This is a genomic window from Dyella tabacisoli (assembly GCF_003350925.1).
Taxonomy (GTDB): Bacteria; Pseudomonadota; Gammaproteobacteria; order Xanthomonadales; family Rhodanobacteraceae; genus Dyella_C; species Dyella_C tabacisoli.
This window is the reverse complement of record NZ_KZ857173.1, coordinates 265,164-278,261: the sequence shown is the minus strand read 5'-3', so window position 1 is coordinate 278,261 and position 13,098 is coordinate 265,164. Positions and strand designations below refer to the sequence as shown.

General features: G+C 59.4%; 9 protein-coding genes and 1 tRNA gene. All 10 read left to right on the top strand.

Going from position 1 to position 13,098, the window contains the following annotated elements; genetic code table 11:
* Positions 1-14: 14 nt before the first annotated feature.
* The 10 genes from secG to DVJ77_RS00875 all read left to right on the top strand — a co-directional run bounded on the left by secG (position 15) and on the right by DVJ77_RS00875 (position 13,065).
* Positions 15-458: a preprotein translocase subunit SecG gene (secG, locus tag DVJ77_RS00920; RefSeq protein ID WP_114843588.1), complete on the top strand. Its 444-nt coding sequence runs from the start codon at positions 15-17 to the stop codon at positions 456-458.
* A 22-nt stretch (positions 459-480) separates the two neighbouring features.
* Positions 481-565 (top strand) — tRNA-Leu (locus DVJ77_RS00915).
* Positions 566-746: 181 nt separating this feature from the next.
* A complete protein-coding gene (locus tag DVJ77_RS00910) occupies positions 747-1,976 on the top strand; it encodes a tyrosine-type recombinase/integrase (RefSeq protein ID WP_114843587.1) in 1,230 nt (409 codons plus the stop codon).
* A 140-nt stretch (positions 1,977-2,116) separates the two neighbouring features.
* Positions 2,117-2,392 carry a hypothetical protein gene (locus tag DVJ77_RS00905; RefSeq protein ID WP_114843586.1) on the top strand — a complete coding sequence of 92 codons (276 nt, stop codon included), beginning with the start codon at positions 2,117-2,119 and terminating at the stop codon, positions 2,390-2,392.
* A 10-nt stretch (positions 2,393-2,402) separates the two neighbouring features.
* Positions 2,403-3,098 (top strand): hypothetical protein, encoded by a 696-nt coding sequence (locus DVJ77_RS21350; RefSeq protein ID WP_225427700.1) that lies wholly within the window; start codon positions 2,403-2,405, stop codon positions 3,096-3,098.
* Positions 3,099-3,286: 188 nt separating this feature from the next.
* Entirely contained in the window at positions 3,287-3,514 is a 228-nt protein-coding gene (locus tag DVJ77_RS00895; protein WP_114843585.1) for a helix-turn-helix transcriptional regulator, read from the top strand.
* Between the two features lie 25 nt (positions 3,515-3,539).
* Positions 3,540-4,058 (top strand): hypothetical protein, encoded by a 519-nt coding sequence (locus DVJ77_RS00890; RefSeq protein ID WP_191983646.1) that lies wholly within the window; start codon positions 3,540-3,542, stop codon positions 4,056-4,058.
* Between the two features lie 161 nt (positions 4,059-4,219).
* Complete coding sequence (locus tag DVJ77_RS00885) at positions 4,220-7,006, top strand: class I SAM-dependent DNA methyltransferase (protein WP_114843584.1); 2,787 nt, start codon at positions 4,220-4,222, stop codon at positions 7,004-7,006.
* A gap of 23 nt (positions 7,007-7,029) precedes the next feature.
* Entirely contained in the window at positions 7,030-7,602 is a 573-nt protein-coding gene (locus DVJ77_RS00880) for a hypothetical protein (protein WP_162791313.1), read from the top strand.
* Positions 7,603-8,463: 861 nt separating this feature from the next.
* On the top strand, positions 8,464-13,065 hold the full coding sequence (locus tag DVJ77_RS00875; protein WP_225427698.1) for an RHS repeat-associated core domain-containing protein: 4,602 nt from the start codon (positions 8,464-8,466) through the stop codon (positions 13,063-13,065).
* Positions 13,066-13,098 lie beyond the last annotated feature (33 nt).

Genomic DNA, 13,098 nt, shown 5'->3' with positions numbered 1-13,098 from the left:
CCCTTAGAGAACTCATGTTCGTCATCTTCAGCGTCTTTTACATCTTGATCGCGGCATCGATGATCGTGCTGATCTTGATGCAGCGTGGTGCAGGTGCCGATGCAGGCTCCGGCTTCGGCGGCGGTGCATCCGCTACCGTATTCGGTGCCCGCGGCTCGTCGACTTTTATGACGCGCGCCACCGGCGTACTGGCAGCCCTGTTTTTCCTGCTCAGCTTGGGTATGGGTATCTACCTCAGCCGTCACGGCGCACCCGATACCGGCGCTGACCTGGGCGTAATGTCCGGTCTTGCCAAGCCGCCCGCCGCGACCCAAAATGCGCAGCCTGCGGCACCGGCTAAGGCACCTGCTCCGATTAACCCGGAAGTGCCGCAAGCCACTACGGCCCCGGCAGCAACCCATCAGAGCGAAGTACCGGCCGCTCAAACACCAGCACCGGCACCCGCCAAGAAAAACTGAAAACAGTATTAGTAAGACACCTGCCCAGGTGGCGGAATTGGTAGACGCACTACCTTGAGGTGGTAGCGACGTAAGTCGTGGGGGTTCGAGTCCCCCCTTGGGCACCATTAAGAAGTCCTAAACGGTCCAATGCGGACCAGAAAGGCTAAAAAAACCGCTACTTAGGCGGTTTTTTTATTGTCCGTCGTCCGGCGGCGTCCAATCCGGTCCATTGAAATCTACCGGCAGATGACGGTAGATTTGACGGTAGCACCCAGTAGTGTTCATGCCGACACGGGAGTTACCGTCATGCCGTTATCTGACCTAAAGCTCAAACAGGCCAAACCTACCGATAAGCCATACAAGTTGGCTGACGGAAACGGCCTGTACCTGCTGGTGAACCCGAATGGCTCCAAGTGGTGGCGTTGGGATTACCGATTTGGCGTCAAGCGCAAGACCCTAAGCATGGGCACCTACCCGGAGACATTGGGCAGCTTGGCCCGCGAAAAGCTAGCCGCCGCCCGTACTCTGCTGGCGCAGGGTGTCGACCCGAGCGCCAGTCGGCAGGATGCCAAACGCAAGCAAGCCGAGGCGCAACAAGCCACCATCGATACCTTCGAAGTGGTCACTCGCGAATGGATGGTCCGCGAGCATGAAAAGGTGGCCGAGGTGACGGCCAACAAAAACAGATGGCTCTTTGAGACCTTCTTGTTTCCTGAGGTCGGACACTTGCCATTGGGCGCCATCACCTCGCGTGTGTTGCTGGACGCCCTGCGCAAAATCGAGGCGGCGGGTAAACAGGAAACGGCACGCCGCGCCAAAATCAAGGCGGGGCAGGTTTTCCGGTTCGCCATCCTGGAAGGCAAGGTCGAAGCCGATCCTACCGCCGCACTGCGCGGCGCCATCAAGCGGCTGAAGCACAAGCACCACGCCGCAATCACTGACCCGGCAAAGATCGGTCAACTGTTGCGCGATATCGACGGCTTCACCGGTCAGCCTGTCACCCTGGTCGCATTGAAGCTGGCGCCGCTGGTATTCGTGCGTCCGGGTGAGCTGCGCGGCGCGGAGTGGCCGGAAATCGACTTGGACGGAAACATGTGGCGCATACCCGGCGCGCGCATGAAGATGAAGGTCGATCACCTTGTGCCCCTTTCTACACAAGCAGTAGCGGTATTGCGTGACCTGCACCCGTTAACTAGCCACGGGCGCTATGTGTTTCCCAGTCTACGCGGCGCCAGCCGCCCCATGAGCGAAAACACTGTGAATATCGCCTTGCGCAGTCTTGGCTATCACGGTGACACGATGACCGGCCATGGCTTCCGCGCGATGGCCTCTAGCCGACTTAACGAGATGGGATGGGATGAACGGGCCATCGAGCGCCAGCTCGCGCATGCGGAACCCAACGAAGTGAAGGGAGCATACAACTACGCAGCTAAGTACCTGGAAGATCGCAAGCGCATGATGCAGGCATGGGCCGACTACCTGGACGCGTTGAAGATTGGCAGTAACGTGGTGCCGATGCACCGTAAAGCTGGCTGAAACCCGCTGTCGCTTTCAGTGCGACAGCACCGCAGGAATCTAGAGCGAACCAGTTCACGCCGCGCCTAGGTTGATCCCCGAAAACCCGGACACCCTGCCGGATTGGCGCGGCACCTCTCTAACAGGGCGTGAGGGTGCGCATGAACGTAAGAGCATTTCTCGCCAAGGAAGATGGCGATTTCCTCAGTCTGCACGATGTGCTACGCGGCATGATGCGAGCAAACGAATGCAGCTACCAAGAAGCAGCGATTGTAGTCCTGAGATTGATGAATCGGGAGGACTACCCGCCCATCTGGCTATTCAAAAGTGCGGTGGATGGGGTGAAGGAAATCGAGCGGGACCATAAGGTGGCCATGGATCTCTTGCGAACGGCGGCCCGGGATGGGGAACCGTTGACCGACGACATTCCGTTTTAGGGCCTCGCACATGACCCACACCATTGATGAATATGAGCGCTTCGGCTTCCGACCGGCCGAAATCGTCGGTCTTCTCAACTTTCATAAAATCCCGATCGATCTGGATGGCGAGATAGCGGAGGAAACGGCACCGAGCAAACCCTTTCCCGAGTGGAAACGGATCATGTCGCTGGCGCCCACCCTTTCCGTCGCCGAAGCGGTGCATGCCTTCCTCGGCGTCGATCCCTACGAAGACGGCTACTTGTCGGATGCGTTGCAAGCGGACTACAGCCGCTATGAGACGTTACTCAACCGGGCTATTGGCCATGGTGAACTGGCCGCCACGGAAATCACTAATCGGCGTGGCGACAAGGAACGGCAGATGGATGCCCTCGCACTGGTGGCATGGTGTGCAAGCAAAGGATTGACCTACCCGCTTCCGCAGCCTGTCTGCATCAAGTCGGTGGCACAAGAACCGGAAGCGTCCGCCGCCGCGCGCTGGCCGTGGGGCGACCACAGCACGAGAGCATTGGAGCTTCTGGCCGACGCGGCCACACAGTGGTGGAGCACATACGATCCAGACGAACCCAACACCGCACCCACCAATAACGCGGTGATCGAGTATTTGACCTCGATTGGCGCGAGCACAAAGCTGGCTGACTCGATTGCATCGATTTTGCGAGCGGATGATTTGCGCACCGGACGCCGGAAAGGAGGCGCGTACTAGATTGGGATACCCCTTTCAAAGCCTGTAGCTGCGCTATTTTCTTCGCATCAAGGCTTTGAAAGGACTGACCCCATTTCGATGTCGCGACACGGAAAGGGGTAAATCGCTTCGGCTATTCAACGCCCGAAATGTGACCAGAATGACTAGCCATGTCCAGCAACGCCCAACCAAAGGCGAAGGAAAGCAACATGGCAGCATCACTCCCCGAAACCGGCTATCTGCGCTTGCCGCAGATCGTCGGCAAGCCCGCCACTGAAACCGCACAAGCTATCCCGGCGCTGATCCCGGTAAGCAAATCGACCTGGTGGGCAGGTGTCCGCAGTGGCCGCTATCCGAAGCCCACCAAGTTGGGGGAGCGGATCACCGCATGGCGGGTGGAAGACATCCGCGCACTGATCGAGAAGATGGCAGCATGAGCGTGCGGGCGCACCGGAGCCAGCCATGAAGCTGCGCAACCGGGCGAAGCACAAGGGCCGTACCGAGCGCGGCAGCTTCACCCTGATACCTCATACCGTGCAGGACAGTCCAAATTGGCGTGCGTGCGGCGGCACGGCCATCAAACTGCTATGCGATCTGGCCCGGCAGTACCGGGGAGGCAACAACGGCGATCTGTGCGCATCCATGTCCATCCTCAAACCCTTGGGGTGGACAAGCCCGGAAACCCTGAACTTCGCCTTGCGCGAGCTGCGGCACTACGGACTGATCGTGCTGACGCGACAAGGTGGATTACACGCGGCCAGCCTCTACGCGCTAACGTGGCATGCAATCGACGAATGTGGCGGCAAGCTGGATTGCGGGGCAACAACCACTGCGCCAGGCAACTGGCGCGAGCCGGTCACTGAACGGTTCAAGCGACCCCAAAAAAACAAAAAGGCCAGTACGGATTCCGTCATGCTTGCTACGGAATCCGTACCTACGCAGCGAAAGCGCCAGCCGGTTAGCTACGGAATTCGTACCTAAAATGACTATTTCGACCCATGTTGCTGCTACGGAATCCGTACACCTTTTTATATATCTACCAAGCGGCACGCTTGCTGTCTGTGCCTCCGTTGATCGTCCGCAGTTTGCCGCGCACGCCCCAGCACGCATAATCGAGTCACCTACGACAGGCACCCGCATACATGGTCGCAACGACACGGAACGAGATTCGCCGCCGCCTTTCTGCCTTCGCTAAGGAGTGGCAGCATGCCAGCCGTGAGAATGCCGACGCCAAACTGTTCTGGGCGCGGTTCTATGAGTGCTTCGGCATCAGGCCCGAGTCCGCGACAATCTACGAAAAGGCCGTAGCCAAACTGGGCGGCGGGCGCGGCTTCATCGACAGCTTCATCCCCGGCAAGCTGATCGTGGAGCACAAGAGTCGAGGCAAGGACTTGGATGCCGCATTCGAGCAGGCCAGCGAGTACTTCATGGCGCTCAAGGATGGAGAGCGACCGCGCTACATCATCACTTCGGACTTCGCCCGGTTCCGTCTGACCGATCTGCGCATCGGCGCCACCCACGAGTGTACGTTGAAGGAGCTGCCCAAGCGGGCCGACTGGTTCGCGTTTCTGGTGGAGGATGCAGCGGGTGAGATTGCCGAGGAATCCAAGATCGACCGCAAGGCGGCGTATCAGGTTTCCAAGCTGCACCAAGCATTACTGGACGTGCGCTTCGTCGGACACGATCTGGAAGTGTTCATGACGCGTCTGCTGTTTTGTTTCTTTGCCGATGACACCGGGATCTTTGGCGAAAACGCCCAGTTCACCCGGCTGGTGCAACGTAGCCGCGACGACGGCAAAGACCTTGGCTCACTGCTCGCGGAGCTATTTCAGGTACTCGATACTCCACGCGATGAGCGCCAGTCCACGCTGGACGAAGACCTGGCCGCGTTCGAGTACATCAATGGCAACCTGTTCGCCGAACACGCACTTATTCCAGCCTTCAACTACGATCTGCGCCAATTGTTGCTTGAGAGCGCCGAGCTGGACTGGAGTGGTATCTCGCCAGCGATCTTCGGTGCTATGTTCCAAGGTGTACTGGAACAACAGCACCCCGAGGCGACCACGCGGCAAGCCACCCGGCGCGAGTTAGGCGCACACTACACCAGCGAGCGGAACATCCTGCGCGTCATCAATCCGCTGTGCATGGACGACCTCCACGCCGAGTTGCACGCGCCCAGGCGTACCAAGGCTACGCTGCGCGCCCTATACGACAAGCTACCCACACTGACCTTTTTCGATCCGGCCTGCGGCTGTGGCAATTTTCTTGTTATTGCCTTCCGCGATTTGCGCCGACTGGAAATGGAAGTGATCGCGGAGCTGTGGGGCGAACAACGCGGAGTGTTGGACGTGTCCACCTTGTGCCGCGTCAACGTACACCAGTTCTACGGCATTGAAATCGATGATGCCGCTGCGCACATCGCTCGCGTGGCACTATGGATCACCGACCATCAAATGAACCTTGAGGCGGCTGAACGCTTCGGCACCACGCGACCCACCGTGCCACTGGTGACGGCACCGACCATCGTCTGCGAGAACGCATTGCAAACCGACTGGCGCATGGTGCTGGCACCGGAACAATGCTGCTATGTGCTGGGCAACCCACCTTTCGTGGGCGCCAAGTACATGAGCGACAACCAGCGCGCCGACGTGGCGCCGATCTTCGCGCCACTCGCCAACGGTGGTCTGTTGGACTATGTGGCGGCGTGGTACGTGAAAGCAGCTGCTTATATAGCGCAGAATCCGGACACCGATGTCGCCTTCGTCTCAACCAATAGTATCGCGCAAGGCGAACAGGCCGGTGTGCTGTGGCCATGGCTGCTGGGGCATGGCATAACGATCCGCTTCGCGCACCGTACATTCCAATGGAGTAACGAAGGCAAGGGCGTTGCAGCAGTCCACTGCGTAATTGTGGGCTTCGGCCTGCAACAGCCCGCCAAGCGCACGCTGTACGTCTACGGCGACGGTATCAAGAGCGAGCCGACTGCGCTGTTGGCAAAGAACATCAATCCGTACCTGGCCGATGCGCCGAACGTGGTATTGCAGCGACGCGGCAAGCCGATGTGCGATGTGCCTGGCATGCTATCGGGCAACCAACCCATCGACGATGGCAACTATCTGTTCACGCCCGAAGATATGGCGGCTTTCCTGCAACGCGAGCCGAGCGCTCAGCCCTACTTTCGACGCTGGCTGGGTGCCGATGAGTTCTTGAACGGTTACGAACGCTGGTGCTTATGGTTGGGCGATGTGGAGCCGGCGATACTCAAGGCGTTACCGCATGCGATGGAGCGGGTAGCGGCGGTACGTAGTTTTCGCAAAAAAAGCAAACGCAAATCGACGCTAAAGCTCGCCGAAACGCCGCGACGCTTTCAAGTCGAATGTATGCCGGACAAGGATTTCTTGGTCATCCCATATGTCTCATCCGAGCGTCGCAACTTTATCCCCATTGGCTACTTCAACCCCGACACCCTTGCCAGCGACCTGCTGCGCATCGTGCCACACGCAACGCTGTACGACTTCGGCCTGCTATCCAGCACGATGCACAACGCATGGATGCGCACAGTGGCAGGCAGGTTGAAGAGCGACTATCGCTATTCCGTGCATATCGTCTATAACAACTTTCCGTGGCCGCAGGACGTGCCCGAGGAGAAGCGCGTCTCGGTTTCGCAAGCTGCACAAGCGATAATGACTGCAAGAGCTGCGCACCCCGGCGCCACGTTGGCGAATCTGTACGCCCCTGACGCCATGCCCACCGACTTGCACTATGCCCACCACTCGCTGGACAAGGCCGTTGACGCTGCATATAACTATCGGGGCGGCAGAGATGACGCCGCCCGCGTCGCCTTTCTGTTCGAGCGATACAAGCAACTGTCCAGCCTGTTGACGGCACCCTACAAACCGTCCCGCAAGCGTATGGTCAAGCCTGCATGAGCGGTTCCGGCTGGCGCCCGCATATGGAATCCGCCTTGGCGCTGGACATTCGGCACCTGGCAAAACTGGACCAGTTGCACGACGGTGCGCGCGGCTCGCTGACGTGGAGCAGCGGCGCCAGCGTTAGCTTCACTGTGACCCTGCAAGGCGACATCGGCACACTCACCCTGTTCTACACCGCACCCGACCGCGATACCGGCGAACGGAAGAACGTCGCCTGTGCTATTCCGTTGTCGTCCCTACCGCTGCACTACGGCGGCTATCGCTGGTACATGCACTGTCCACGCACCGGACGGCGCGCGCAGATCCTGCACAAATGGAACGGCCTTACACAGTTTTGCCACCGGAGCACGGTTCACCCGAAGCCGACCTATGCAAGCCAGCGCATCAGTGGCAGCGACCGCATCATGGCGCAACGCTGGGCGATCCGCCGCAAGTTGGGCGACACCTCCAGCGATCTGTTCGGTGAGCCGTGCAAGCCCAAGCGGATGCGCTGGCGCACCTTTGAGCACTATGCCAACCGCGATGCCGAACTAGCCGAGCGGGAAAGCGGCTACCTGCGGCGTCTGATCGGACGATTGCAAGGGATGCGATAAGCGCGGTTTAGTCAGTGGATTTAGGCATGCTGGTGATGGGGCACTCCAAGATTACCCCTAGGTTTGCGGAGCCAGATCGCCGGTATCCTCACTCCGGGCGGTTACCAGATAGCGGGTTACCAGTATGGTTTCCACGGCTTGAGCTGGTTCCCGCTAAGAAAACCGGCCAGCATGTCCCGACAGGTCGCCATGCCATGACCGCCCACATCGCGCGCGCGTAGGGGCATCTGCCAACATTTTCGGAGCCCTTAAGAGGCTCGCGAGGTTTTTGGCAAGCCGAGCAACCCGCACGGCGCGACAGTAACCATGTGGTGATATCTACCGGAGCTCGCACCACACCAGACTTGCGACGATCCATTCAATAGACACCGCCGCAAAGCGGCAAACTAAGTCACATCACGTTTTAGACACATGGCAACTTTCTTGCTGGACGAGAAAAGTCGCCACTCACTCGGAATTCAGGGCAAATCATCCATTCGCCCTCCGTCCCTTTCGCGTCATGCGAGTAAGACGCCGCGCGCGATATTTCCACAAACGAATCTGCCAAACAAATCTGCTATAAATCGACGCTGAAGGGGTGTTCACGATATCCGCGAGCAGACCAGGATCAGATACACGACAGGGGAATAGGACTTGAGCTTGATGCATTCGACAGCGGCGGCTTCAGCGCCGAGCCTGTCTGTTTTTGAGAGATGGACGACCATTTCTCGACTTGACCGTTCATGGCAACGCTCTAGGAACTATCGCTCCCTATGGAGCCACATAGCCGCATTGTTGCTGATCTTCTTGTGCATCAATGTGTGGTCCACGCGTGCTGAAGCGCAAAGCTGCGTGCAGGACGGCGGTACGGCGGTTTGTACGATGGCCAAGCAGTTAGCGCCACGCTATTCGACGCCGACGGAGACGCTATCGCCTTGCTCGGGGAATCCTAACGTCGCCCCGGCACCTTACGACTCGACCTATACCTTCACCACCGAGGCCGCCGCAGCGCAATTCATGCTGTACTCGTTAGAGTGCGCATCGAGCCGTTGCGCGGCGGGTTCGGTCTATCCCATCAAGCCTTTCGTTCCGTCACATAACCCCATTCCGGGGTACAGCTCTGAATATGCGTGTCGAGGATCAGGGAGTCCGGGAAATACCGAGTGCAATGGCTATGCCTATGTGTCGCACTACACCGATACCTCGGGCGTCTGCCAGTCACAAGTCAACACCGTCGATTTCCGTATGAGTAAACAGGAGCCCATTGCTTGTCCCATGGGCTCGCATCGGATCGACGGGAGTACCGGCGTCTGTATCAAAGACGCGCCGCAGCCGTGCCCTTGTTTGGCGATCGGCCATCCCATTCAGCCCGGCGGTGGCGCCAAGCTGTTCGCGGAAACCGACTACACGCCGGGCACCGGGCCGTTGTCCTTCTCGCGCAACTACAACAGCTTCGGCTATGAGGCGCCCAGTGGTGCGGTAAGTACGGCAGCGGCCAACGGCATCTTGGGGCGACTATGGCGCACGCCCTACGATAGCCATCTGTATGCCATCGCAGGCTCGACCTATGTCACGCACAGCGTGGTGAAGGCGGACGGCAGCATCAAATATTTTCGCCCCGGCGGTAGCGAGTATCCGCATTTCGCCGGCACGCCGGTCGAGACGTTGATTCCTCAGGCGGACGGCTCCTGGACCTTCACCTCGGGCACCGATCTGGTCGAGACCTACGACGCCCAGGGACGCCTGACCACTCTGTGGGATAAGTCGGGTGGCTTGCGCACGCTGAGCTACGACAGCAACAACCGACTACAGAGCGTGACCGATGTGCGCGGTCGATCGCTGAGCTTTGCGTACCAGATCGCGGATGACCTGACCCAGGTGGTGCTGATGACCACCTCCGCTGGGGAGGCGTATGTCTATACGCTGGATCGACTCAGCAATCTGCTCAGCGTGGATTATCCCGGTGGCAAGACACGACGCTACGTTTACGAGGACGCGAATCACAATAATGCGATCACCGGCGTGTTTGATGAGAATAGCTCCCGCTATGAAACGGTGATCTACGATTGGAGCGGGCATGCCTCCAGCTCCTTCCTGGCACCGGATATTGCCAATGGAACGATCGAACGAAACAGTTTCTGGATCTACGATGATGGGTCGACGCGTGTCACCGATCCGCTCGCACAGGCCCGCACACTCACGTTTTCGACGATCAACGGGGTTCAAAATCTTACTGCGGCGTCCGCACCGTGCGTAAGCTGTGGCCTCACGATGCAGTCCAAGAGCTACGACAGCGCGGGCTATCCGGCCAATGCAACGGACTTCAACGGCAGCACCACCCTCTATACCTACGACGATACGCGCGGCTTGGAAACGCAGCGCGTTGAAGCCTCTAACGACACTGCCACCCCGTCGGCGAAGCGCACGATTCAGACCGATTGGCATCCGCAGTTCCGCGTGCCGAGCGAGCGCCGCACCTTCAATGCCAGCCATACGCTTATCGCTAAGATGGATTGGGTTTACAACGCGCGGGGTCAGGTCCTGGCCCGTTGCGAGGTCGATCCGGCCACGGCGGCGTCATATACTTGCGCCGTCAGCGGCACCCCACCCACGGGCGTGCGCCGTTGGACGACCACCTATTGCGACGCCGTCGACAGCACGCAATGCCCACTCGTCGGCTTGGTGCTGAGCACGGCGGGCCCGCGCACTGACGTCACCGACGTCACAAGTTACCGCTACTACCTCAGCACCGACGAATCCGGCTGCGGCACCGCCGGTGGCGCCTGCCACCGCGCCGGCGATCTCTACCAAATCACCGATGCGCTCGGTCATGTGGTCACCACGGTGGCCTACGACAAAAACGGTCGTGTGGTCCGTCAACGCGATGTCAACGGCGTCATCACCGACCTCAGCTATCACCCCCGCGGTTGGTTGCTCACCCGCACGGTGCGCGCTAATGCCGACGGTTCCGCTTCGGCGCAGGACGCGATGACGCAGATGGCCTACGACGGGGTGGGCAACGTCACCAAGGTCACCGACCCCGATGGCGTCTTCGTCAGCTACACCTATGATGCGGCCCATCGCCTTACCGACATCACTGATGCCTTGGGCAACCGCATCCACTACACGCTGGATGCCGCCGGCAACAAAATCAAAGAAGACATCTACGATAGCACCGGCATCGTGCGTCGTACGCTGTCGCGTAGCTACAACACCCTGGGGCAGCTGACGGCCGTCACCGATGCGCTCAACCGCGCCGTCTTCAACGCTGGCTACAGCGACAGCTACGACGCCAACGGCAATCTGGTGCATACCGCCGATGCCTTGGGTGTACAGCGCAAGCAGAGCTACGACGGCCTCCATCGTCTGGTCAGCACCCTCGATAATTACAACGGCACCGATACAGCGACCCAGAACACCAGCAGTACCTTCACCTACGATGCGCGGGATCAACTCACCGGCGCCACCGATCCCAGCAGCCTTACCACGACCTACACCTACGATGGCCTGGGTAATCGCACCGCGCTACAAAGCCCGGATACCAGCAATAGCAGCGACACTTACGACGCTGCCGGAAACCGCCTCACGCACACCGATGCACGCGGCATCGTAAGCGCATCCAGCTACGACGCCATCAATCGTTTGATCGGCACCGTCTACGCTAGTACTCCAGCCCTCAACGTGAGCTACAGCTATGACGACGCCAATAGCGTTACCGGCTGTGCCGCCTCCCGTCCGCTCGGTCGGCTCACCCGTGTGGTGGAGAGTAGCGTCACCACTGTGTTTTGCTACGACACGCGCGGCAACGTCACCCAGAAACAGCAAATCATCGGTAGCGTCACCGATACCACCCAGTACACCTACACCTTGGCCGGTCGTCTGAGTACCTTGCTCAGCCCGAGCAACACCGGGGTCAGTGACAGCTACAACGCCAACGGTCAGCTCAGCAGTGTGCAGGTCATCCCCAGTGGCGGCAGCACCGCCAGTGCGATAGTCAGCGCGATCACTTATCTACCGTTTGGCCCGGTCAGCAGTTACTCCCTGGGCAACGGTCAGACGGTCACGCGCAACTACGATGCCAACTACGCGCTGAGTGACCTCACCAGCCCGGCACTGAATCTGCATTTTGCTCGCGATGCGATGGGCAACATCACGGCCGAAGGCAATGCCCAGGGTGCCAGCCCGGCGACGGAGACCTACAGCTACGATTCGCTGTACCGCCTCACCAGCCTTAATGTGGCAGGCACGCCGGTTGAGAGCTTCACCTACAACCCCACCGGTGATCGCCTTAGTAAAACCGGCGGTAGTCTGGCGACAGGCAGCTATGTTTACGCCACTGGCACTCATCAGCTGAGCAGCATCGGCAATGCTGCGCGAACCTACGATGCCAATGGCAACACCACGGCCAGCGTGAGTGGTGGGCAGGCTTATGGGTTTGGTTATAACGACCGCAACCGCATGGCAGTGGTGCAGGCCAGTGGCGCCACAGTCGGCACTTACACTTACAACGCCTTCGATCAGCGCGTGCAGAAAGTTGCCACGCTGCCAACGCCGCTCACACAACGTTTCGCTTATGACGAAGCCAGTCATCTGATTGGCGAATACGCCAGTACTGGTAACCGTGACACGATCTGGATGGCGGATATTCCGGTTGCTACGGTGGATACCGTAGGCACCGCCAGTACGGTGAACTACATCCACGCGGATGGTCTCGCCACGCCGCGTGCGGTGACTAGCAGCACCGGCGCCACGATTTGGTCGTGGCCGTATGTGGGGAATGCGTTTGGGGAGTTGGCACCGACGTCGAGCAGTGGCTATGCCTTTAACTTCCGATTCCCGGGGCAGTACTTCGACGCCGAGTCGGGGCTGTCCAATAACGTCAATCGTGACTACGAAGCGGCTACAGGGCGGTTTGCCCAAAGTGACCCCTTGGGGGTGTTTGGGGGGCAGTGGAGTACCTACGCTTATGTCAGCGGCAACCCACTGAACCTCGTCGATCCCATGGGATTGGATGGAGAGCTAGCTGGATTTCCGGGCACTGTGCCGATAGGCCCTATGAGTCCCGGAGTGCGCCCAATACCGATCGCCGACCCAGTTCTTCCTCCTGGAGTGCGCGTCCCGAGCCCGGGTGCCGTGGCGACGGGCGCTGTTTCGGCAGTGGCAACTTTTTGCAGTTCGAACCCATTGGCTGCAGGCGCATGCATTCTTGTAGGCTGCGTCATGCCGAATGCCACAGTGAATTCATGTGTGGATGAGCCTCATCCCCCTGCTGGTGCGTGCGGCTCTGACAACGAGGATGACTGTGAGAGGGAATGGCGGCAGGCACGCACCGTCTGCCGTGGATTAATTTATGAACAGATGCAGCAGGCCGCAGGGCGTCGCAAGAAAAGAAGCGTAATAGGCGTGACCGGTGGCTACACTGATCTTGAGCAATGTGCGCGGGGATTAGTTAGTGAGAGATGCGGAGGAAATGCAGTTAAATAACGTGCCCCTCATGCGTTCGTTTGTGGGGACACC

Bases quoted from the DNA above. Each gene is read 5' to 3' on its own strand.
- DVJ77_RS00885 (WP_114843584.1), top strand. From the start codon at position 4,220: ATGGTCGCAACGACACGGAACGAGATTCGCCGCCGCCTTTCTGCCTTC.
- DVJ77_RS00875 (WP_225427698.1), top strand. From the start codon at position 8,464: ATGGCCAAGCAGTTAGCGCCACGCTATTCGACGCCGACGGAGACGCTA.
- DVJ77_RS00905 (WP_114843586.1), top strand. From the start codon at position 2,117: ATGAACGTAAGAGCATTTCTCGCCAAGGAAGATGGCGATTTCCTCAGT.
- DVJ77_RS00910 (WP_114843587.1), top strand. From the start codon at position 747: ATGCCGTTATCTGACCTAAAGCTCAAACAGGCCAAACCTACCGATAAG.
- DVJ77_RS00895 (WP_114843585.1), top strand. From the start codon at position 3,287: ATGGCAGCATCACTCCCCGAAACCGGCTATCTGCGCTTGCCGCAGATC.
- DVJ77_RS00880 (WP_162791313.1), top strand. From the start codon at position 7,030: ATGGAATCCGCCTTGGCGCTGGACATTCGGCACCTGGCAAAACTGGAC.
- secG (WP_114843588.1), top strand. From the start codon at position 15: ATGTTCGTCATCTTCAGCGTCTTTTACATCTTGATCGCGGCATCGATG.
- DVJ77_RS00890 (WP_191983646.1), top strand. From the start codon at position 3,540: ATGAAGCTGCGCAACCGGGCGAAGCACAAGGGCCGTACCGAGCGCGGC.
- DVJ77_RS21350 (WP_225427700.1), top strand. From the start codon at position 2,403: ATGACCCACACCATTGATGAATATGAGCGCTTCGGCTTCCGACCGGCC.